The organism is Flavobacterium sp. Root935 (assembly GCF_001429295.1).
Taxonomy (GTDB): Bacteria; Bacteroidota; Bacteroidia; order Flavobacteriales; family Flavobacteriaceae; genus Flavobacterium.
The window spans coordinates 1,474,304-1,495,215 of the sequence record NZ_LMJL01000012.1 but is presented as its reverse complement, the minus strand read 5'-3'; the positions used below and the strand labels follow the sequence as shown (position 1 = coordinate 1,495,215).

General features: G+C 34.7%; 27 protein-coding genes. All 27 read left to right on the top strand.

Annotated features, from left to right (window positions below; all coding sequences use genetic code 11):
- Positions 1-29: 29 nt before the first annotated feature.
- The 27 genes from ASE40_RS21195 to ASE40_RS21060 all read left to right on the top strand — a co-directional run bounded on the left by ASE40_RS21195 (position 30) and on the right by ASE40_RS21060 (position 20,831).
- Positions 30-833 (top strand): SDR family oxidoreductase, encoded by an 804-nt coding sequence (locus tag ASE40_RS21195; protein WP_057119592.1) that lies wholly within the window; start codon positions 30-32, stop codon positions 831-833.
- Between the two features lie 264 nt (positions 834-1,097).
- Positions 1,098-1,616, top strand: a complete 519-nt coding sequence (locus tag ASE40_RS21190) for a Crp/Fnr family transcriptional regulator (RefSeq protein ID WP_317039123.1) — start codon at positions 1,098-1,100, stop codon at positions 1,614-1,616.
- Positions 1,617-1,689: 73 nt separating this feature from the next.
- Positions 1,690-2,319 (top strand): NAD(P)H-dependent oxidoreductase, encoded by a 630-nt coding sequence (locus ASE40_RS21185; RefSeq protein ID WP_057119587.1) that lies wholly within the window; start codon positions 1,690-1,692, stop codon positions 2,317-2,319.
- An 11-nt stretch (positions 2,320-2,330) separates the two neighbouring features.
- Entirely contained in the window at positions 2,331-2,630 is a 300-nt protein-coding gene (locus tag ASE40_RS21180) for an NAD(P)H-binding protein (RefSeq protein WP_057119584.1), read from the top strand.
- A gap of 4 nt (positions 2,631-2,634) precedes the next feature.
- A complete protein-coding gene (locus tag ASE40_RS21175) occupies positions 2,635-3,168 on the top strand; it encodes an SDR family oxidoreductase (protein WP_057119582.1) in 534 nt (177 codons plus the stop codon).
- A 359-nt stretch (positions 3,169-3,527) separates the two neighbouring features.
- Entirely contained in the window at positions 3,528-3,959 is a 432-nt protein-coding gene (locus tag ASE40_RS21170; protein ID WP_057119581.1) for a nuclear transport factor 2 family protein, read from the top strand.
- 449 nt (positions 3,960-4,408) lie between these two features.
- Entirely contained in the window at positions 4,409-5,272 is an 864-nt protein-coding gene (locus ASE40_RS21165) for an SDR family oxidoreductase (RefSeq protein WP_057119580.1), read from the top strand.
- Positions 5,273-5,868: 596 nt separating this feature from the next.
- A complete protein-coding gene (locus ASE40_RS21160) occupies positions 5,869-6,582 on the top strand; it encodes a pirin family protein (protein ID WP_198530135.1) in 714 nt (237 codons plus the stop codon).
- 59 nt (positions 6,583-6,641) lie between these two features.
- Positions 6,642-7,328, top strand: a complete 687-nt coding sequence (locus ASE40_RS21155) for a hydrolase (protein ID WP_057119576.1) — start codon at positions 6,642-6,644, stop codon at positions 7,326-7,328.
- Between the two features lie 66 nt (positions 7,329-7,394).
- On the top strand, positions 7,395-9,194 hold the full coding sequence (locus ASE40_RS21150) for an amidohydrolase (RefSeq protein WP_241774400.1): 1,800 nt from the start codon (positions 7,395-7,397) through the stop codon (positions 9,192-9,194).
- A 31-nt stretch (positions 9,195-9,225) separates the two neighbouring features.
- Positions 9,226-9,750, top strand: a complete 525-nt coding sequence (locus ASE40_RS21145) for a YceI family protein (protein ID WP_057119572.1) — start codon at positions 9,226-9,228, stop codon at positions 9,748-9,750.
- A 44-nt stretch (positions 9,751-9,794) separates the two neighbouring features.
- The gene (locus tag ASE40_RS21140; RefSeq protein WP_057119570.1) at positions 9,795-10,382 is read left to right on the top strand and encodes an alginate export family protein; all 588 of its coding nucleotides are present in this window, start codon (positions 9,795-9,797) and stop codon (positions 10,380-10,382) included.
- Positions 10,383-10,503: 121 nt separating this feature from the next.
- The gene (locus ASE40_RS21135) at positions 10,504-10,695 is read left to right on the top strand and encodes a hypothetical protein (protein WP_128415008.1); all 192 of its coding nucleotides are present in this window, start codon (positions 10,504-10,506) and stop codon (positions 10,693-10,695) included.
- Between the two features lie 445 nt (positions 10,696-11,140).
- Positions 11,141-11,422, top strand: a complete 282-nt coding sequence (locus ASE40_RS21125; RefSeq protein WP_057119564.1) for a GNAT family N-acetyltransferase — start codon at positions 11,141-11,143, stop codon at positions 11,420-11,422.
- A 26-nt stretch (positions 11,423-11,448) separates the two neighbouring features.
- The gene (gene map / locus ASE40_RS21120; protein ID WP_057119562.1) at positions 11,449-12,213 is read left to right on the top strand and encodes a type I methionyl aminopeptidase; all 765 of its coding nucleotides are present in this window, start codon (positions 11,449-11,451) and stop codon (positions 12,211-12,213) included.
- A 33-nt stretch (positions 12,214-12,246) separates the two neighbouring features.
- Positions 12,247-12,474 (top strand): (4Fe-4S)-binding protein, encoded by a 228-nt coding sequence (locus tag ASE40_RS21115; protein WP_057119894.1) that lies wholly within the window; start codon positions 12,247-12,249, stop codon positions 12,472-12,474.
- The gene (locus tag ASE40_RS21110; RefSeq protein WP_057119559.1) at positions 12,461-13,027 is read left to right on the top strand and encodes a TMEM175 family protein; all 567 of its coding nucleotides are present in this window, start codon (positions 12,461-12,463) and stop codon (positions 13,025-13,027) included. The genes ASE40_RS21115 and ASE40_RS21110 overlap by 14 nt, the downstream gene beginning before the upstream one ends.
- A gap of 167 nt (positions 13,028-13,194) precedes the next feature.
- Positions 13,195-14,247 carry an alpha/beta hydrolase gene (locus ASE40_RS21105; protein WP_410503490.1) on the top strand — a complete coding sequence of 351 codons (1,053 nt, stop codon included), beginning with the start codon at positions 13,195-13,197 and terminating at the stop codon, positions 14,245-14,247.
- Between the two features lie 84 nt (positions 14,248-14,331).
- Positions 14,332-15,300, top strand: a complete 969-nt coding sequence (locus tag ASE40_RS21100; RefSeq protein ID WP_057119554.1) for a zinc-dependent alcohol dehydrogenase family protein — start codon at positions 14,332-14,334, stop codon at positions 15,298-15,300.
- A gap of 272 nt (positions 15,301-15,572) precedes the next feature.
- Positions 15,573-15,923: a Dps family protein gene (locus tag ASE40_RS21095; protein WP_241774399.1), complete on the top strand. Its 351-nt coding sequence runs from the start codon at positions 15,573-15,575 to the stop codon at positions 15,921-15,923.
- 237 nt (positions 15,924-16,160) lie between these two features.
- The gene (locus tag ASE40_RS21090; RefSeq protein WP_057119549.1) at positions 16,161-16,622 is read left to right on the top strand and encodes a nuclear transport factor 2 family protein; all 462 of its coding nucleotides are present in this window, start codon (positions 16,161-16,163) and stop codon (positions 16,620-16,622) included.
- Positions 16,623-16,731: 109 nt separating this feature from the next.
- A complete protein-coding gene (locus tag ASE40_RS21085) occupies positions 16,732-17,715 on the top strand; it encodes a type I glyceraldehyde-3-phosphate dehydrogenase (RefSeq protein WP_057119547.1) in 984 nt (327 codons plus the stop codon).
- A gap of 11 nt (positions 17,716-17,726) precedes the next feature.
- A complete protein-coding gene (locus tag ASE40_RS21080) occupies positions 17,727-18,044 on the top strand; it encodes a GNAT family N-acetyltransferase (protein ID WP_057119545.1) in 318 nt (105 codons plus the stop codon).
- A gap of 18 nt (positions 18,045-18,062) precedes the next feature.
- Positions 18,063-18,371: a hypothetical protein gene (locus ASE40_RS21075; RefSeq protein ID WP_057119543.1), complete on the top strand. Its 309-nt coding sequence runs from the start codon at positions 18,063-18,065 to the stop codon at positions 18,369-18,371.
- Positions 18,371-18,820, top strand: a complete 450-nt coding sequence (locus tag ASE40_RS21070; protein ID WP_057119541.1) for an SRPBCC domain-containing protein — start codon at positions 18,371-18,373, stop codon at positions 18,818-18,820. Before ASE40_RS21075 ends, ASE40_RS21070 begins: the two co-directional genes overlap by 1 nt.
- Positions 18,821-18,907: 87 nt before the next feature.
- Positions 18,908-19,795 carry a pirin family protein gene (locus tag ASE40_RS21065; RefSeq protein ID WP_057119537.1) on the top strand — a complete coding sequence of 296 codons (888 nt, stop codon included), beginning with the start codon at positions 18,908-18,910 and terminating at the stop codon, positions 19,793-19,795.
- 166 nt (positions 19,796-19,961) lie between these two features.
- Positions 19,962-20,831 carry an alpha/beta fold hydrolase gene (locus ASE40_RS21060; RefSeq protein ID WP_057119893.1) on the top strand — a complete coding sequence of 290 codons (870 nt, stop codon included), beginning with the start codon at positions 19,962-19,964 and terminating at the stop codon, positions 20,829-20,831.
- Positions 20,832-20,912: the final 81 nt, after the last annotated feature.

Genomic DNA, 20,912 nt, shown 5'->3' with positions numbered 1-20,912 from the left:
TGTGGTATCAATTTAAAAAAACAAGAAAAATGAACAAAACAATTTTTATCACAGGAGCTTCATCAGGATTAGGAAAAGCGACCGCCAAATTATTTTCTTCAAAAGGTTGGACGGTTATCGCTGCAATGAGACAGCCCGAAAAGGAAAGGGAGCTTATAGAGTTGCCAAATATTTATCTTTTGAAGCTAGACATCAGCAACAAAAAACAAATTACAGATGTAGCTGCTGAAGCAGAAAAGATAAGTCCTGTAGATGTGGTATTTAACAATGCAGCATATGGGCTTATGGGAGCGTTTGAAGGAACTACTGACGAACAATTAGAGCAACAAATCAACACCAATTTTTTGGGGACAATTCTTGTTACAAAGTCATTTCTTCCTTATTTAAGAGCAAGGAAAAATGGCACAATTATTACCGTAACGTCTTCAACGGCTAATATTCCATATCCATTTGTAGCCGTTTATGCGGCAACAAAATCGGCATTGCAAACGTGGACAGAGGCAATGAGTTATGAATTAAAGGGATTGGGTATACAAATTAAAACGATTGTTCCTGCTTATATGCAAACCAACTTTGGAAGTAATGCCCAAATTGTTTCTCACCAAGATTATCATGAGTTATTTAATCAATACATTACTACGATGAAGGCAGACTCAAGCACCAAAAGAGATATGCCTGAAAGTATTGCTGATGTTGCTTATGAAGCAGCTACAGACAACAAGAAACAATTACATTATACAGCAGGTAATCTTGCGACAGCAGAATATGAATGGTTGAAAAAAGAGGGGATTGAAAAGGTAATGGCAACAATGAATGAACGCTTTTTTAAATAGAGAATTTAATTTACAAGAAGCCTTGCCAAAGATGTGTAAATACCATGCCGTTTGTATTAAAATTGAATCGCCTTATTTTTACGAATGTATCTTCCGATTGAGAATTAAGGTAATAATAGGCTTATACTAAAACGTTGGCAGCAGGCCTAAATGCAGCGTTACAAAAAGGTATTTTTTTTCTAAGGTTAACTAATCCATAAAACAACTATTTTAAACCTCGCAGTGATGAACGATTTTATAGAATATATCTTACAATACAGCAACTTGAACAAGCAGCAAATAGAACTTATTACAAGTAAAGGGAAAGAAATAGAACTTAAAAAAGACGACTATTTTGTTGAGGCAGGAAAAGTTCTCAGGCATGTCGGTTTTATCGTTGAAGGCATACTTCGTATTTGCTACTACAACAATAAAGGTGAAGAAATTACTAAAATTTTCATTGAAGAACGTCATTTGCTTTATAATTTAAAAAATGTTCCTTCAACTGAATATATTCAGGCTGCTACCGATTGTAAACTGCTTACGTTTTCAAATCAAGATTGGAAAGAAATTGCAGACACTATAATAGATTGGGATACTATTATTCAAAAAATCACCAATAAATCACTTGCTCAAAAACTGGAGAGAGTCAGTCCATTGATTTCACAAGACGCTTCTACACGTTATTTGGAATTTATGGAAAAATATCCAACGCTTGTCAATCGTATTCCATTGTCATATATCGCTTCGTATTTAGGAATGACAAAACAATCCTTGAGTAGAATAAGAAAGAACATCTCTTAGAAATACTTTTTATCAAATGGTAAATGATTTGTTGCCTTTTAAGGTAACATTTGTCTTAAATATTTAAATAAACATGACGTTAATAGAAAATTTAAACTGGAGATACGCCACAAAAAAAATGAATGGCGAGACCGTTCCTGACGAAAAAATAGAAGCAATTCTGGATGCTATTCAATTAGCTCCAACTTCCTCAGGTTTACAACCCTTTAATGTATTTATAATTTCAGATAAACAACTACTGGCTAAAATACAACCTATTGCAATGGGACAAAGTCAAATTACAAATTGTTCTCACCTTTTTGTTTTTGCAAATTGGGAAAATTATACACTAGAAAAAATAGGACATGTATTTAATTATACATTATCTGAAAGAGGTTTACCATTAGAGTGCATGGACAATTATAAAAATGGACTTTGGGGGAGGTATTCGAAATTACCAGAAGATTGGCATGCCAACCATGCAGCAAAACAAGTCTACATAGTTTTAGGTGTTGCTTTGATTGCCGCGGCGGAGCAAAAAATAGATGCTACACCAATGGAAGGTTTTGATGCTAGTGCCTTAGATGAATTGTTAAATCTCAAAGATAAAGGATTGAAAAGTGCAAGTTTGTTAGCCTTGGGATATCGAGATAGTGAAAATGACTGGTTAGTAAATATGAAAAAAGTTAGAAAACCAAAAAGCGAACTTTTTATAAAACTTTAAATCAAAAAATCATGTCAGAAATAAAGATCGAAAAAGTCTCCATATTAGGTGCTAGCGGTTTGGTGGCTCAAGAAACAATAAAGGCATTTGACAATGCAGGATTTCAACTTAAACTCTTTGCACGCAACATACAATCTGATAAATATCCGAATCAGGAGACCATAAAAGGGGATGTCTTTAATGATATGGACTTAGAATTAGCAATTAAAGATAGTCAAGCCATACACATCACGCTGGGGAAACTAGATGAGTTTGCTGCTGTTGAAAGAATTGTAGAATTGGCAAAGAAGTTACAATATAAAACTAATTAGTTATGTGAGTGGTGCTACCGTAAGCAAAGAAAATAGCTGGTTGTCCTTCATAGACGCTAAATACAAATCAGAAAAGCTTATAAAAGCAAGTGGTATCCCCTATATGATTTTTAGACCAACTTGGTTTATGGAGTCATTAGAATCAATGATACAAAATGGTAAAGTCAAGGTTATGGGGGAACAACCCATTGAAATCGAATGGATTGCTGCAAAAGATTTTGGCCAACTATTGGTAAACGGGTATCAAAATTCAGAAAGTTTTAACCATGAATTCAATGTATATGGCCCAGAAGGTTTTACTATTAATGAAGCATTGGAAAAATATATTAAAGTGAAACATCCAGAAATTTCAAAGATTTCCAATGTTCCTTTTTGGTTGTTGAAATTAATCGCATTTGTGTCACGTAATACACGGTTAAAGGAGATCATTCCTCTCTTTGAGTTCTTCGAAAAAACAAGAGAAGTAGGGAATGCATATACGGTACACCGTTTTCTCGGAAAACCAAGCACAACTTTACAACAATGGCTGAGTAATTAGTTTCTAAGATTTAAAATTGATAGAATTGTTCAGGTACTGGTTCTATTTCTATAAAGAGTGTGAAATTTAGATTAAGAACTCCAGGAAACAATGTATATAAAAAAATAGATAAAATCCCATAGGAGTAACTAGGATTCTTGGCTTTTCGAGTTCTTGCAAAATATCAAACAGTAGGGAATTATGATCTTAATTAACATATCTTTAGAGTACTGAAGACATATACAAGAAGGGTATCGATTTTATCCTAAAGACGTTAAATATCTTATTCTGCCAATTGGTAAATGCCTTATTCTTTTTTTAATAAACATTTGTATAAATAAATATCAAAATGATAAAAAGTAACATTAAAATTTAATACAATGGAAAATTCACAAAACACCCCAGTGACGCAATTATTGCGTAATGGTTTCGATAGATTTCTAGCTAAGGACATGTTAGGCTGGTCCGAATTATGTGCCGATGATGTTGTGGGTGAATTTTCTTTTGCCCCGGAAGGTTCGCAAAATCGCTTTGAAGGTCGTGAAGCTCTTTATGCTTATTTAAAAGATTACCCTAGTTTCATAAATGTAAAATCATTACCCACCATGAAAATCTACGGAACTGATGATGAAAATGTGGTTATTGCTGAATGGAGTGCGTCAGGAGTAGTCATTGGAAATGGAAATCCATATGAAATGAGTTATGCAACTTTCGTGACTTTTAGAGATGGACTGATTGTAAACTATCGCGAATATTGGAACCCTCAGGTTTTTCTAAAAGCAATGAGTGGTGGAAGTTTTGCTTCTGAATAAATAACAAGTAGCGTTTACGGAAAACGTGTAAATGTAATAGCAGTTTAAGTCACCACTTGCACGGCTATTATATTTATAAAATAACGTCAGACTGTACTAAAACGCTAAGAAAATGAATTTTATGTTGGAAGGAAAATTCCAATACTATAATCGATTGGGAACCATCATAGAAAAAATTTCCAGTAAATCATTTGATTAAGAATTGGAAATGATAGGTTCGTTCCTCTCTCAATATCCAACGCTACATTGTTTAGAGTTTTTGAAAAAAAAGATCCAACAATTATCAGTTGTATCCCACTTTTTTTATATCGCTTCTTAACTGGGAATCGCACATCAATCATTTAGTTCAATAAGGGTAAAAAACCAATAAAAATGCTTTTTACCATTTGGTAAATAGTATGTAGTTTTTTAAATAAACCTTTGTGTGAAATAATTAAATAAACAAAAAAATGAGCAAAAAAATCGTTTTAATTACAGGAACAAACAGTGGTTTTGGATGGCTAACAGCAAATAGTGCAGCCGGTTTAGGGCATAAAGTTTATGCTGCTATGAGAGACATCAATGGAAAAAATGCCGATAAAGCAGCAGCCTTATCTTTAGTAGAAAATATAACAGTTTTAGATGTATCCTTAACCGATGAAGCCAGTGTGAAAAATGCTATTGATACTATAATAGCGAAAGAAGGAGCAATTGACGTCTTGGTAAACAATGCAGGTTTAACGCTGTTTGGAGTGGCTGAAAGTGGTACTACTGCAGATTTACAACGAACGTTTGACGTTAATGTTATCGCACCTTGGATGTTAATGAAGTTAGTATTACCGTTCATGCGTAAAAAATCGGAAGGCTTGATTATTAATGTTACCAGTGGGTATGGAAGGTTTTCAGCTCCTTTTTTTGCAATGTATAGTGCCTCCAAATTCGCTTTAGAAGGTTTAAGTGAAGGTTTGCACTATGAAGTACGACCTCTAGGTATAGATGTTGCACTGATACAACCAGGTGGATTTCCTACTGAAATGGCTCAAAAGATTCAAACTGGTTCTGACGCATCCGTTTTTGATGAATATGGAGTGCTAGCCAAATTTCCAGAGAAAATGTTTAGCGCAATGGGGCAAATGTTTGAAACAATAAAACCAAATCCTCAAGAAGTAGCCGATGCAGTAATCAAACTAATCGAATTACCACAAGGAGCGAGGCCATTAAGAACTGTTGTTGACCCTGCGTTAGGTGAAATTACTAAAGGTGCCAATGATGCGGTTCAGTTAGCTTATGATCAAATTTTGAAAGCATACGGATTGGAAGAGCTTTTGAAATAGACAACGCTATGTTGACCTATAAGTTCGGTTCTTTATCATTACTACAATCATTATCTGCTGTTTATTAGTAAACTTTTTCCATAATGGCGGGTTATATTCGATAAATTATGGGGGCACTTTTAAAGATGAAATCTTTTTTGTTTTAGCATTTCACTTTACACTTCAAAATCAATGGGGTTAAGAGGAAGTTGTTTGCGATTTTAACTACTTTCTTGATCCCTACCATTAATTATTTTATTAGGACAATAGTCAATAACAAAATACTGACAGCGAAAGAACTTTTCTACGTTGTACGGTATTTTTTTTAAAAAATTAGTGCAAATAATTCTAAAATATTAGAAAAATATAAAAAAAAGGAAAAATATATTTCGCTAAGTTTTTATTAATTACTTGATTATCACGTGTTTAATTCTTTGGCATGTAATTAGGATATAGTAATGAGGCGAAAAGAATTTATAAAAAAAGTGATCATGGGTGGTTCACTTTCAATTTTTGGATTAAGTGCATTTACCAGGATAAATAGTTCACATCCTCGAGAAAATCAAGAAAACGAAAAAATCGGATACAATCATTTACCTAATAAAGAAAATAAAACAATGAACAAAATACTTCACAAAGCAACTACAAGAGGCGATGCTAACCACGGATGGTTACACTCCAAACACACGTTCAGTTTTGCCAATTACCACAATCCAGAAAGAATGAATTTTGGTGTTTTGCGGGTCTTGAATGATGATATAGTTTCTGGAAATATGGGGTTTAGCACCCACCCTCATAAAGACATGGAAATTATTTCCATTCCACTTGAAGGTGATTTGAAGCATAAGGACAATATGGGTAATGAAACGGTCATTAAGTGTGGCGACATACAAGTGATGAGTGCTGGTACTGGTATTATGCATTCTGAGTACAACAATAACCCAGACCAAGCGGTTAAATTTCTTCAAATATGGGTGTTTCCCAACAAAAAAAATGTAACGCCTCGCTATGATCAGATTACGCTAGATGTTGCAGATCGAAAAAATAAAATGCAACAAATCGTATCTCCTAATGTGGGTGATGCTGGTGTCTGGATTCATCAAGATGCTTGGTTTAATATGACAAACCTTGAAAAAGCGAAAGAACTTACCTACCACTTAAATGACTCTAAAAGAAATGGCGTTTATGTTTTTGTACTAAAAGGAGATGTTACTGTAAATAACCAAAGCTTAAACAGCAGAGATGGCTTAGGTGTATGGGATACAAACCATTTAAACATTAAAGCAGACTCGGATACTGAACTTCTTTTAATGGAAGTTCCTATGAGTTAATCAATTCTTAATTAGCAACAAATATTTACAACGTCAAATAAGACACAAATCAATTTAAAATGAAAAAAGCAATTTTATGTCTCGTAGTAGGGATTTTATCAACAGTAGGATTTGCTCAAAATCCAAGCCCAGAGTTATTAAGTCCAACCAACCATGCCTTGGTAATGATTGACCATGAAGGTCAAATGGCATTTGCAACCAAAAGTATTTCAATGGATGTTTTAAGAGGAAATGTAGGTTTAGTTGTTGGGGCCTCTAAAATATTTAAAGTGCCGACAATCATCACCACCGTTGCGGAAGAATCTTTCAGTGGCCCAGTTTTTCCAGAAATTTTGGAGGCTTATCCTGATAAAAAAACCTATATAGATCGTACAACAATGAATACATGGGAAGATGTAAATGCACATAAAGCTATAGTGGGTAAAGGTAAAAAGAAATTAGTAATGGGTGGTCTTTGGACCAGTGTATGTATTGTAGGACCTGTATTGTCTGCAATCAGCGAAGGCTATGACGTTTACGTTATTACTGATGCTTCAGGAGATATCTCAAAAGAAGCTCACGACCAATCTATCACTCGTATGGTTCAAGCCGGAGCAAAACCAATTACCTCATTGCAATATCTTTTAGAACTACAAAGAGATTGGGCAAGACAAGAAACCTATAAGCCAGTAAATGATTTGGTAGTGAAATATGGCGGAGCGTATGGAATTGGTGTTCAATATGCCCGAGATATGCTTAAACATTAATTCCAAAATGATAAAAAGCTGCCTGCGATAATACTGGACGCAGCCCTATTTTAAAAATAACTTATTATGAAGCAATTTATATTATTAATTCTATTTTCTATTACGTTGTTCTCTTGTAAGGAAAAAAATAAAGGGAATGAAGTCATTGCAGACTTAATTGTTACTAATGCTAAAATAGCAATTATGGATAAAGCTAAGTCTATTAAAGAAGCTATTGCTATTAAAGATAGAAAAGTATTAGCAACAGGAACTAATGAAGAAATTCTCAAGTTCAAAAATGAAAATACAAAAATCATAGATGCCAATGGTAAAACTTTGATTCCAGGTTTAAACGACTCTCATTTACACTTAACTAGGGCTGCACGCTTTTATAATGCCGAATTACGTTGGGATGGTGTTACATCTTTAAAGACAGCCTTGGCAATGCTAAAGGAACAAGCAGAGAGAACTCCAAAAGGTCAATGGGTTCGAGTGATTGGAGGATGGAGTCCTTTTCAATTTGAAGAAAAACGTTTTCCTACACCCGAAGAAATTAATGAAGCCACTGGTGATGTACCTGCTTTTGTTCTGTTCTTATATAGCAGAGGTTGGTTAAATAAAGCGGGTTTAAAGGCAATGAAAATTGATGAAAATACCTTAGCTCCCGAAGGAAGCAGTTATGAAAAAGGGCCTGATGGAAAGTTGACAGGAGTACTTTTGGCGGAACCTAGCCCAACAATTTTATACCAAACAATTGCGGCTTTACCACCATTGTCAGAGAGTGAAATGGTGAATTCAACTAAGCAATATTATAGAGAGTTGAACAGCTTGGGTATTACAAGTGGTATTGATGCTGGAGGTGGAGGGCATAAATTTCCAGAAGATTTTAGCAGTACTAAAATATTAGCCGATGCTGGTGCAATGCCAATACGTTTATCGTATTACCTGTTTCCACAAAATAAAGGAGCAGAATATGACGAATTTCAGGAATGGATTGCAAATAATGAAGTTGGGCACAATGGCGAAATACATTTGGAGCATGGGTATGAACTCGAAGGCGGTGGTGAATTCCTAGCATGGAGTGCTGGTGATTTTGAAAACTTTTTAGCACCACAGCCTCTTTTGGAAAATAGGCCAACGTGGAGAAAAGACTTAAAACAAATTATACGTCTTCACGTAGATAACGGTTGGCCTTTTAGAATTCATGCTACTTATGGTGAAACCATTGCTAATATGCTCGATGTTATCGAAGAAGTCAACAATGAAACAAATGGAAAATTAGCTACTAAAAGATGGTTGTTTGACCATGCAGAAACGGTAAAAGAAACGGACCTGAAGCGAATTAAAGTACTAAATGGCGGAATTGCCATTCAGGCAAGAATGGCATATGCTGGGGAGTTTTTTGTGGAAAGGTACGGATCAGAAAAAGCGAAACAAGCACCACCAGTTCGTAAGATGATAGAGGCAGGACTTCCTGTTGGAGCAGGAACCGATGGTACCCGGGTAGCAAGTTACAATCCATGGCCAGCATTGTATTGGTTGATTACTGGTAAAACGGTTGGGGATTTTCAATTAGCCGAACCATCAAACCAACTATCAAGGGAAGAAGCTTTGCAATTATACACGAAAGGAAGTGCTTGGGTTTCAAACGAGGAGACCGTAAAAGGAACTTTGGAAAATGGAATGTATGCAGACTTTGCAATCTTATCTGATGATTACTTTACAATCCCTGAGAAAGAAATAAATAATTTAAAATCAATACTTACAATAGTGGGAGGTAAAGTAGTATTTGCTTCTGATGAATATAAAAGCATGAATCCTGCTCTACCAGAAGCAATACCAGCATGGTCCCCTGTAAAAATTTATGGTGGCTTTCAAGACAAATAAATTAATAATAACCTTTAACGAAAATGTTATAATGAGTACTACATCAAAAACAAGTTGGAAGATAGATAAGGCACATTCAGAAATCACTTTTAAAGTAGAACATATGATGATTTCTAAAGTAACTGGTCATTTTGATGATTTCAATGCAACAATCGAATCCAGCAATGCTGGTTTCATTAATGCAGATTTTGGCTTTATTGCAAAAACGGCATCTATCATTACAAAAAATAGAGATAGAGACACACATTTAAAGTCAGATGATTTTTTCAATGCAGACAAATATCCTGAATTGAAATTCAAGTCAACATCTTTTGATGGAAGTACACTTATTGGGGATTTGACAATTAGGGATATTACGAAAGAAATAGAATTAGATGTAGACTTCAATGGAATAGCTGTAGACTCTTATGGTCAAACAAAAGCAGGCTTTGAAGTTAATGGGAGTATTAATAGAAAAGACTTTAACTTGATCTGGAGCGCTATTACCGAAGCGGGAAGTATTGTAGTTAGTGACATCGTAACATTAACAGCGGATTTACAGTTCATTAAAGAATAATTGTAAGTTCTCGACAATTAGTAATAGTCTAAAAGAGTTTTGGTATGAATTTTAAAATTTACATCCTTTTGTTGTTTGTTTTTCAGTTCACTACTTATGGACAGAAATTTAGTTTGTTGCGCCAAAATGAAGATTTAACGAGGTTAGATTTAATCGAAAATAAAAATCTGCACCAAAATCTAAAAGCAATTGAGCTGTTTCAAAATACAACGCTATCGTTTGGAGGAAGTTGGCGATTTCAGTCAGAATCGTTTATTAATGACGAGTTCGATCGCGAGGTAAGTCAGGATAATATATCGTATTTAAATAGATTTTTAGCACATGCCCATTTCAAAGTAGATGATATTTTTGAGTTATTTACAGAATTGGGTAGCAGTTTGGTAACAGATAAAGATAACATAAGTCCAGTAGACAAAGATGAACTTTATATAAATCAGTTGTTTGTTAAATATAAGTTGGCACCATATTGGGGAATTGATGGCGGTAGACAGAACCTACGATTGGGATCAGGTCGTTTGATTGATTTTCGTGAAGGCCCAAATGTGAATCGTTCATTTGATTTTACAGAAATTAATTTTCACAACGAAAAGTTCAGTGCTAAAACCTTTTTTGCTATTCCAGTACAAACCTAGTTTGGCACATTTGATAATATCTATTTAGATTTTGATGAAACCCTTTCAGGCATTTACTCGACCACTATGTTTTCTGAGAAGACTGATTTGGATGTGTATGTTTTTTATCAAAAAGAAAACAGTGCGACCTATAATAGTGGTATCGCAAATGAACGGGGCATCTATTGGTTTTAGGCATTTTGGCAAATTCAAAGGGCTAAAATATAACAACGAAATGGCTTACCAATTTGGAACGTTTGGCCATCAGGATATTTCGGCTTGGACTCTTTCCTTTAATGTAGAAAAAAACAGATTTCTTTGGAGAGAGCCTTGATTTTGGAGTAAAAGCGGAAATTATTAGCAGCGACAGAGATGCTATGGATAACAAAATGAACACGTTCGATGCGTTATATCCTCGTGGTGCTTATTTTGGTCGGGTGGCACGATTTTGACCATCCAACTTAATCGACGTTCATCCTTACGTCAATGCGGCTTTTAACAGGTGGGAAGTTTCATTTGATTATGCTGCTTTTTGGTGGTATTCATTAGGTGATGGTGTTTGGTGCCGCTTTAACCCTTGATTATCGAGATGTAAATAATGAACGATTTATTGCACATCAAATATGGACAATCATCGGTTACCAGTTCAATAAGTTTGTTTTTTTTGAACTTGAATCTAATGTGATTTTTCCTGGGGATTTTCTCGAAAGCAGTGATAAAGGTGACACATTATATCATATTGTATTTACGTCTGAAATAAAATTTTAAAACTAAAAATCATGGAAATACTATTAAAGGAAGAAAGCAATAAAGGCTTCTCAATCGCAAGAGAGAATAATAAACGTGCAGGTATGATGAGTTATTCCATCGCAGGAGACACATTGATTATTATAGACCATACAGAAGTTGAGCAGGAGTTCAATGGTAAAGGTGTAGGAAAACAAATGCTCTATAAAATCGTCGAAATGGCCAGAGATAAAAATGTAAAGATAATTCCACTTTGTCCTTTTGCTGCCTCTATGTTCAAAAAACTAGACGATATCAAAGATGTATTAAAGTAGTCGTAGCTAATTTAAAAAAAAACAAAATGTCAATTACAAAAGAATCAGAATTAATCGGAATGAAAAAAGTCAGTGAAGTTGTCGCAACTACGCTGAAATTGATGAGGGAATACGCTAAAGTTGGTATATCAACGAAAGAGTTAGATGCATATGGTGGCAAAATTTTACAAAGCTACGGTGCTAAGTCAGCACCCTACGAAACCTACGGATTTCCTGGTTTTACTTGTATAAGTGTAAATGAAGAAGCTGCACACGGAATTCCATCTGAAAATAAAATACTTAAAGAAGGTGATTTAATAAATATTGATGTTTCTGCTGAACTAGATGGTTTTTGGTCAGATAACGGAGGTTCTTTTGTGCTTGGAAAAGACATTCATTATCATCAACCTCTTGTAGATGCTTCTAAAAACATTTTACGCAAAGCAATAAGCAACATCAAAGGAGGTGTAAAAATTTCTGAAATTGGATATTTAATAGAAACAGAGGCTAAAAAGTCAGGCTTCAAAGTCATTAAAAATTTGGCTGGTCATGGTGTGGGTAGAAGTTTACACGAAGAACCTCAAAATATTTTAAACTATAGAGTTAGGAGTAATAGAGAACGTTTTAAAAAAAACACCACAGTAGCAATAGAAACTTTCATTTCGACAAATTCAACTGTTGCTGTAGAATTGAATGATGGTTGGACCTTAGTAGGAAACAAAGGCGGTTATGTAACCCAACACGAACATACAATACTAGTAACCGATGACTATCCAATCATTTTAACAAGTTCTAATGAAATTTGGAATTAAATAGCTGGCTATAACAATCGAATAAAATTAATGATGGAAACTACAAAAAAATACCAAAGAGACGGGTTAACAGTGCTATGGAATCCGAGAAAGTGCACTCATGCAGGAATATGCGTAAAAACTTTACCAAAGGTCTACAATCCTAAAGCAAAACCTTGGATTACACCAGAAAATGCCTCGTTAGAGGCTTTAAAGAGTCAAATCAATGCGTGCCCATCTGGTGCTCTAAGTTATAAAGAAACTGTAAATGAAGCCAAATAGATTAGAAGCTTTTAGTGATGGAGTACTTGCCATAATCATTACAATTATGGTGCTGGAACTTAAAGTTCCTGAAGGGAATAACGTAGAGAGTTTAAAACCTCTGGTTACGACCTTTACCACATACATATTAAGTTTTATATATATTGGTATTTACTGGAATAATCATCATCACTTGATGCAAACTTCTACTGCGGTTAGTGGAAAAGTATTATGGGCGAATTTGTACCTTTTATTTTGGTTGTCCCTATTGCCTTTTGCAACTGGATATATGGGTGAAAATCATTTTGAGAAATTGCCGACAGCTCTTTATGGGTTCGTTCTTTTTATGTCAAGCAACGCGTGGCAAATTTTGATCTATTCTTTACGAAAAAATTACACTATAGACGCTCCAATTCAAAAGATGTATGCTAGTAAATTAAAGATCTTTTCTTCTATAATACTCTACGCCTTAGGAACTGGATTAAGCTTTGTAAATCCATTGATCGCGGTTGGTATTTATCTTTTAGTCGCTGTGGTATGGTTTATTCCGAATAGAAACTTAGAAAAACAATAATTTATTCTAACTACTAAAAAGAAAACCATTTGGAAGCAACTGGTCGATCTATTGTTACTTCAATCTTGCCTAAGCCTTGGTCAAAAGTTGCTTGGTGTTATTGACATGAAGTCAAAGGATTTTAACAATTCAACTAAAAAAATAATTAAAACAAAAAAAGCAACATTATGAAACACATCAAATTATCACTAGCAAAATTTACATTTTTATTCATTTTAATCCATTTAAATGCTACTAGTATGGCACAAACAATTTCAGGAGAAAAAGATCCGAATATTTCAAAAGACACCCGAGTGTTTTTAAAAGCACTAAACAGTGGTGATGGGCCTCCTTTGGAAGCGTTATCTCCTAAGGAGGCTAGACAAGTTCTTGTAGGAGCTCAAAATTCAGTGTCTTATGACTATAGTGACATTGAGGAATCAGAAAGAAAGATAACTCAAGATGGTCAAACAATCACTATTCATATCGTTAAACCCAAAGGAGCAAAAGACAATCTGCCTGTGTTTATGTTTTTCCATGGTGGCGGATGGGTACTTGGAGATTATCCAACACACAGACGTTTGGTGCGAGATTTAGTAGTAAAAAGTGGTGCTGTTGCGGTATTTCCAGATTATACCCCAACTCCAGATGCAAAATTTCCTGTGGCTATTAATCAAGCATACGCTGCAACTGTATGGGTAGCTAACAATGGAAAGGCTATTGGGGTGGATAGTTCGAGATTGGCAGTTGCCGGAAACAGCGTAGGAGGAAATATGTCCACGGTTGTAAGTTTAATGGCCAAAGACAAAAAGGGCCCTAAGATAGCTTTTCAACTGTTATTATGGCCGCTTGTTGACGCTGATATGAGCCGTCCATCTTACAAAAAATTTGCACAAGGTAGGTTTTTAACCACGCCAACAATGAAATGGATGTGGGATATGTATATACCTAACCCCGAAGATAGAAAACAGAAATATGTTTCTCCAATTAATGCTACTTTGGAAGAATTAAAAGGATTGCCGCCGGCCTTAATTCAGGTTGCTGAAAATGACATCCTTTTTGATGAAGGCGTTGCTTACGGCCGTAAACTCGATGAAGCAGGTGTACCCACAACTGTTACAGTATACAACGGAATGATACACGATTATGGAATGTTGAATCCACTGTCACATATTCCTGGTGTGAAAGAGGCATTGACACAAGCTTCAGCGGTGTTACGTGATGCTTTATTTACCAAATAAAAAAGAGAATATATAGAAATCAAAAGTTTCTTAAAACACAATTTTTCAACATTTCAATTAAAAATTTAACTTAAATATAGTACAATGAAAGCAGCAGTATTAAACGAATTCGGGTCTTTTGACAGTTTTCAAATTACAGAAATACCAACACCGAAACCAAAATCTAAAGAAGTTTTAGTAAAGGTTCTTGCTACTTCTGTCAATCCTTTGGATTTTCAAGTTCGTCGTGGCGATTATAAAAATGAATTAACCTTACCTGTTATTACAGGACACGATATTTCAGGTGTAATTGTGGAGATTGGCCCTGGGGTTGAAAACTTTAAAGTCGGTGATGAAGTTTATTATACCCCTGAAATTTTTAAGGGACAAGGAAGCTATGCACAATATCACTGTGCTCACGAATCTATCATCGGTCTAAAACCTAAAAACATAAGCCACTTAGAAGCTGCAACGCTTCCATTAGCTGCCGGTACAGCTTGGGAAATGCTTGTTACAAGAGCACAACTTAAAATTAACCAGACGATATTAATTCACGGAGGTGCAGGCGGAGTAGGAATACCTACTATTCAAATTGCTAAAGCTATGGGAGCCACGATCTTTACAACAGCGAGAAAAGTGCACCACCCTTTTCTTCTTGAGCTGGGGGTAGATTATGTGATTGATTATGAAAATGAAGACTATATTCAGGCGATTAATCAATTAACCAATAACAAAGGAGTAGATGTAATCATTGATACTATCGGTGGCAACACGCTCTCTGATAGTGGAAAAATACTCAATCAGCTGGGGCAGGTAGTCACATTGGTTGACATAGAAAAACCTCAAAATCTTATTGAGGCTTGGGGAAAAAATGCTACCTACCATTTTGTATTTACCAGACAGAATAGAAATAAAATGGATGAGTTAACCAAATTGGTTGAAAATAATAAGTTAAAGCCGGTTGTTAATAAGTTCTTTCCATTGTCGGAGATTGGTAAAGCTCATAAGCTTTTGGAAACAAGAGAAGGTGATGAAAATTTCTATGGCAAAATTGCAATAGAAGTTGAGCACTAAATCCTTATTTCTAACGAACGGTTTTCAAATTATGTGAAAACCGTTCGTTAGTATCAAAAGAAATTTAATTAAAGTCGGCATTGTTATTACTCGTTACTGCAGGTTTTAATTTAAGACTTCATCAAATAGCTACTATTACGTAATAAGAGCTGTGCAATATTTAAAGTAATCATAATGCTAAATAGAAAATAAACAATAAAATAAAGGAATCAAATAGCATCGGTTTAAATATAGAAAAAAGTAAGGAGTTAGCAATTTTATTAAAAGATTTGTTGGCGAATTATCCCATTTTTCACCAAAATGTTAAAGGCTATCATTGGAAAATTCAAGGAGATAAATTTTTTGAATTGCATTCCACGTTTGAGGAGTTATACAATGATCTTTATGCTGTAGCCGAACGTATTTTAACGCTTGGGTTTAGTCCCAATTATAAGTTTTCAACTTATTTACAAACGGCACTAATTCCAGAAAGTAATGATGTGACTTATGGATATAATTCTATTAAAGAAATCCCAAGGTCTCTTCAAATATTTTTATCCAAGCACAGAGTTCTATTACACAGATTAGTGGAAATAAATGATGCGGGTACTAATGATTTAATTAATGGTTACACCAGTGAATAAGAAAAGAGGGTATGGATGTATTCTGCCTATCTGAAGTAACTATAGTACGTATTACTTGATAAGTAAATTGACTGATAAAATTTGAATAAAAAAAATTAAAGAAAAAGGTAATTTAAAATAGCGATAGATGGCAATTATGCGGCTATCAATTAGGCATGACATGGTGCTTTAGCGCCACTGGTAAATACGGAAACCCAATCAAAAACGGATTATTAGAATACACAAAAAATAAAAAAAATGAAAACACCAAAAGAAACGATCGAACTTTTTTTAGCAAACACCACTAATCCCGATGTCATTAAATCAGTTGTAGACACGAACGCTACCTATATCTCATTAAATTTCAATAATCCTGATTTACAGAAAATTATGCCATGGGCAGGGACCCATCATGAAGGGGCAAAAGGTTTCATTGATACTTTTACTGGTGTTAATGAATTTTGGACCATTCAAGCTTTTGACGTACAGGATATCTTTTCAGAGGATGAAAAGGTAGCTGTATTTGGCAGTTTTACTTACACTTCAAGAACACTTAACAAACAGGTTACTTCTCCATTTTCAATACTTGCCAAAGTTAAAAGTGAAAAGATTTATCATTTTATGTTTATGGAAGACACTTTTGCAACCGCTGGTAGTTTTAGAATTACTCCTGCCGGTACATTCCATAGTGACCCAAAAGGAATTGAATTTATCTTATAATGCAAATAATATTCAACTGGCGGATTAATTGGAGGGAAATTATGAATCGTTTATAAGATTGCTAAAAAAGAAAAACACTTATTTAAACAGGAATCCATAAATTATTGAAATGAAAAAAATTGGAATTAATGGCTTTGGACGAATTGGGAGGGCAGCCTTTAAAATTATATCGTATACTCCAGAGTTGGAAGTGATAGGGATAAATGATCTCATGACTATTGAAAATGCAGTTGAACTTTTAAAATACGATAGTATTTATGGCAGATTTGACAAGGATATAACTATTGAAAATGATCATATAGTTATGAATGGTAAATTTATAAGATATACAATGATAAAAGATCCAGCTGCATTGAAATGGGATGCGATAACTGTGGATATTGTTATAGAGAGTACCGGTTTTTTTACTAACAAACATGATGCTGAAAAACACATTTCAGCTGGAGCCAAATTTGTCGTTATTTCAGGATCTACTAAAGATACACCTACTGTTATTCATGGTGTGAACACTGAAGACGGAAAAGTATCCGTTTTTTCGTGCGCAAGCTGTACAACGAATAATATAGCACCCATTATTGAAATTATCGGTCGTAGAATAGGCATTAAAAAGGCCATTCTAAACACTACACATGCCTACACAGCCTCGCAGACATTAGTAGACGCTCTCTCAAAAAAAGAGCCACGAATGAGGCGTGGAGCTACTCTTAATTCTGCACCAGCCTTAACAGGAGATGCCATCGCGGTAACAAAGGCACTACCGCAGTATGAGGGTAAATTTGACGGGATCGCTGTACGCGTTCCAGTACCCATAGGTTCCTTATCTGATATTACATTTGTTACAGAGCGCCCTACTTCTACGGAGGAAATAAACATGATATTAATAAGCGAGGCAGCAACAACACGATACAAAAAAGTACTTGATGTTAGCAGTGAGCTCTTGATTTCTTCAGATATGATAAAAAATACATATGCTGCTACTGTGGATCTTGAAATGACCTGTGTTGTAGATGGAGACCTTGTGAAAGTAATGGCTTGGTATGATAATGAGTGGGGATTTACCAGTCAAATGATTAGACAAATTCAAGAATTATAAATAATATACCTATGAAACCAATTTATAATGCTATTTCCTTAGTGAAAAATGAGGAAAAAAAACGTTTTGAGATAGAAGTGGACGGTCATTATGCCTTTATTAATTATGGCGAATTTGGGAACCAAATAGCGTTAGTTCATACCGAAACTGAACCTGAATTAGCAGGTAAAGGTACTGCTACTGCTGTTATTGAAAAGACACTGATTTATTTAGAAAACAATGCTATACAACTGCTTCCATTTTGTCCATTAGTATTTGCTTATATAAAAGCACATCCGGAGTGGAAACGTATCGTTAGCAAAAAATTTAAAGGTTATGATGAATTGTAATTCACTAAAGAAAACCATATGAAATCATATGATAATTTAATCGAAGCCTTAAATGACCTAAATAATGAAGGGTATGGGGAAGATTTCAACCTAAAACAAAATTGTTTAGAATGCAGAGATGGAGCGTATAAAATATTCCATAATGAATTTGAAATTGACAATTATTTTAGGTTTGATGATGAAGATTCCAGTCCCGATGGTTCGTCTATTTTATACACAATAACTTCGGAAAAATATGGATTAAAAGGAACATTGATAAATTCATTTAGCATCTATTCCAACGATATTACAGACGAAATGTTAATCAAACTTAAATTCACTAAATAATGTCAAATACAAAGCTAATCAACACACAAATAATAATCAATGCCACACCTGATAAAGTATGGTCAGTATTGACAGACTTTGAAAATTACAGCAATTGGAATCCTTTTATTAAAAACATTATTGGGGAACCAAAGGTGGGTAGTCGAATCACAGTAAGTATTGCCTTGCAAGAAGGCAATCTTACGACTTTCAAACCAACTGTAGTAGCATTTGAACAGAATAAAGAATTGCGATGGTTTGGAAAGTTGTTTTTTAAAGGTGTGTTTTACGGGGAGCATAAGTTTGAGCTAATAGATAATGGAAACGGTATCACTATCTTTAACCATAGTGAAACCTTTAATGGAATTCTAGTTCGTTTATTTAAAAAACAACTCGAAAATAATATCAAGAAGAATTTTGAACTCATGAACAAGAGTTTGAAGAAAAGGGTAGAAATCCAAATGAAATAATAAAAGAAGTCTTGCCTCTAAAAGCCTTGTAAAAACAAAGGCCAAGATTATAAAGGAAATGTTAAACCAACTAAAATTCACAAACTAATGTCAAATACGAAAATAATTATTGAAGAAAGAGCGGCAGATATAGGCAACTTTATGGTAGGTCGCTTGTTGCCTTTTCGTCAAAAACGAATGGTTGGTCCATTCATCTTTATTGATCATATGGGGCCAGTACATTTAAAGCCAGATGAAAATATGGATGTAGATATGCATCCGCATATTGGTTTGTCTACTTTAACTTTTTTATTTGAAGGAAATGTATTTCATCGGGACAGTTTGGGGACTGCGAGAGAGATAAAGTCAGGGGAAGTGAATTGGATGACTGCTGGAAAAGGTGTCGTGCATACGGAACGAACTCCTGATTACCTTCGGAACAAATCAAAAACGCTCCACGGTTTTCAAATATGGGTTGCCTTACCAAAAGAAGATGAAGAATGCGAGCCCTCTTTTGTCCACATTGATGCAGAACAATTACCTTCTTGGATCGATGATGAAGTCAGTTTTAAACTTATTGCAGGAGAGGCTTTTGGGGAAAAATCGCCAGTGCCTGTATACAGCCCTCTATATTTTGTGGAAATCAAGTCCAGTAAGACAAAAATGATAACTATTGGATCGCATCTTTATGGTGAAAGTGGTTTATATATACTAGAAGGTGCCATAAGGTCAGAGGGTCACACCTATGGTCCTAAACAGATTCTAGTAGCTAAAGATAGTTCCCTTTGTGAATTTCAAATTGAAGCAAATACAATATTATACATCTTTGGAGGTGAAGCATTTCCTGAAGAACGTTTTATTGAGTGGAACTTTGTAGCCACAGATAAAGCTTTAATTGAAAAAGCAAAAGAAAACTGGACTCAGGGTAAGTTTCCAATGGTACCAAACGAAACAGCGAAAGTCCCTTTGCCAGCTCCTAGGCTAACAAAAAAATAAAGTCAAATAAAAAAGAACAATTCTTACAATTGAAAATAAAAATAACAAAAAATAAGAAATTATGAAAAATTTAAATCCTGTTTACCTTTTGTTGTTGCTATTCTTTTTTGGATGTAAAAAAGATTCGAATATAGAGAAACAAACAATGATTAAAAGCGAAAATAAAATGCAGCAAATCAAATACAAAACATTAACTGTCAAAACGGTAAACATTGCCTATCGCGAAGTAGGTAATCCCGAAAAGCCTTTAATCGTGTTACTACATGGTTATCCTTCTTCTTCTCATCAATATAGAAAGGTGTTGGATCAACTTTCAGATGAATTTTATTTATTAGCACCCGATTACCCTGGATTTGGAAACAGTGACTTTCCATCTCCTAACCAATACGAATACACATTTGATAATATTGCGGAAACTATTGACGAATTTTTAGAACTAAAAGGGGTTACCTCTTATGCAATAATGATGCAGGATTACGGGGCCCCTATTGGATTCAGAATCGCAACGAAACATCCGGAAAGAGTAACTGCAATAATTAACCAAAATGGAAATGCTTATGAGGAAGGTCTGGGAAAAGGATGGGAGCCTATACGAGCATTATGGGCCAATAGAAATGAAGTTACTGAAAAAGCGTTATTACCCGCTTTTACATTAGAGGGTCTAAAATGGCAATACACGCACGGAACCAGAAATCCTGAAAATGTAAATCCTGATACCTGGCATTTGGATTATCTAAGAATGAGCAGACCTAATGCACATAAGGTAAATATAGATTTGTGGTTTGACTACCAGAATAATCTAAAATTATACCCTCTTTGGCAACAGTATTTGAGAAAGTACCAACCTCCAATGTTAATTGTATGGGGTAAAAATGATGAATACTTTCCTGAAAGCGGTGCAGCAGCTTTTAAGAAAGATGTCGACAATATTGACTATAATCTATATGATACGGGGCATTTTGCTTTGGAAGAAGATGGCGATGAAATCATAGAAAAAATAAGAGCCTTTATGACGAAGGTTCCTGTAAAAAAATAATCATAATAATTACGGTAGTTAAAGATGTTTGTGTCTAACGAATTGATCCATAATTAAATAACAGTAAAAGAGTAGAGAAAA

Excerpts from the sequence above, each read along its gene's own strand:
- ASE40_RS21195 (WP_057119592.1), top strand. The coding sequence starts at position 30 with ATGAACAAAACAATTTTTATCACAGGAGCTTCATCAGGATTAGGAAAA.
- ASE40_RS21185 (WP_057119587.1), top strand. The coding sequence starts at position 1,690 with ATGACGTTAATAGAAAATTTAAACTGGAGATACGCCACAAAAAAAATG.
- ASE40_RS21180 (WP_057119584.1), top strand. The coding sequence starts at position 2,331 with ATGTCAGAAATAAAGATCGAAAAAGTCTCCATATTAGGTGCTAGCGGT.
- ASE40_RS21170 (WP_057119581.1), top strand. The coding sequence starts at position 3,528 with ATGGAAAATTCACAAAACACCCCAGTGACGCAATTATTGCGTAATGGT.
- ASE40_RS21165 (WP_057119580.1), top strand. The coding sequence starts at position 4,409 with ATGAGCAAAAAAATCGTTTTAATTACAGGAACAAACAGTGGTTTTGGA.
- ASE40_RS21160 (WP_198530135.1), top strand. The coding sequence starts at position 5,869 with ATGAACAAAATACTTCACAAAGCAACTACAAGAGGCGATGCTAACCAC.
- ASE40_RS21155 (WP_057119576.1), top strand. The coding sequence starts at position 6,642 with ATGAAAAAAGCAATTTTATGTCTCGTAGTAGGGATTTTATCAACAGTA.
- ASE40_RS21150 (WP_241774400.1), top strand. The coding sequence starts at position 7,395 with ATGAAGCAATTTATATTATTAATTCTATTTTCTATTACGTTGTTCTCT.
- ASE40_RS21145 (WP_057119572.1), top strand. The coding sequence starts at position 9,226 with ATGAGTACTACATCAAAAACAAGTTGGAAGATAGATAAGGCACATTCA.
- ASE40_RS21140 (WP_057119570.1), top strand. The coding sequence starts at position 9,795 with ATGAATTTTAAAATTTACATCCTTTTGTTGTTTGTTTTTCAGTTCACT.
- ASE40_RS21125 (WP_057119564.1), top strand. The coding sequence starts at position 11,141 with ATGGAAATACTATTAAAGGAAGAAAGCAATAAAGGCTTCTCAATCGCA.
- map (WP_057119562.1), top strand. The coding sequence starts at position 11,449 with ATGTCAATTACAAAAGAATCAGAATTAATCGGAATGAAAAAAGTCAGT.
- ASE40_RS21115 (WP_057119894.1), top strand. The coding sequence starts at position 12,247 with ATGGAAACTACAAAAAAATACCAAAGAGACGGGTTAACAGTGCTATGG.
- ASE40_RS21110 (WP_057119559.1), top strand. The coding sequence starts at position 12,461 with ATGAAGCCAAATAGATTAGAAGCTTTTAGTGATGGAGTACTTGCCATA.
- ASE40_RS21105 (WP_410503490.1), top strand. The coding sequence starts at position 13,195 with ATGAAACACATCAAATTATCACTAGCAAAATTTACATTTTTATTCATT.
- ASE40_RS21100 (WP_057119554.1), top strand. The coding sequence starts at position 14,332 with ATGAAAGCAGCAGTATTAAACGAATTCGGGTCTTTTGACAGTTTTCAA.
- ASE40_RS21090 (WP_057119549.1), top strand. The coding sequence starts at position 16,161 with ATGAAAACACCAAAAGAAACGATCGAACTTTTTTTAGCAAACACCACT.
- ASE40_RS21085 (WP_057119547.1), top strand. The coding sequence starts at position 16,732 with ATGAAAAAAATTGGAATTAATGGCTTTGGACGAATTGGGAGGGCAGCC.
- ASE40_RS21080 (WP_057119545.1), top strand. The coding sequence starts at position 17,727 with ATGAAACCAATTTATAATGCTATTTCCTTAGTGAAAAATGAGGAAAAA.
- ASE40_RS21075 (WP_057119543.1), top strand. The coding sequence starts at position 18,063 with ATGAAATCATATGATAATTTAATCGAAGCCTTAAATGACCTAAATAAT.
- ASE40_RS21070 (WP_057119541.1), top strand. The coding sequence starts at position 18,371 with ATGTCAAATACAAAGCTAATCAACACACAAATAATAATCAATGCCACA.
- ASE40_RS21065 (WP_057119537.1), top strand. The coding sequence starts at position 18,908 with ATGTCAAATACGAAAATAATTATTGAAGAAAGAGCGGCAGATATAGGC.
- ASE40_RS21060 (WP_057119893.1), top strand. The coding sequence starts at position 19,962 with ATGCAGCAAATCAAATACAAAACATTAACTGTCAAAACGGTAAACATT.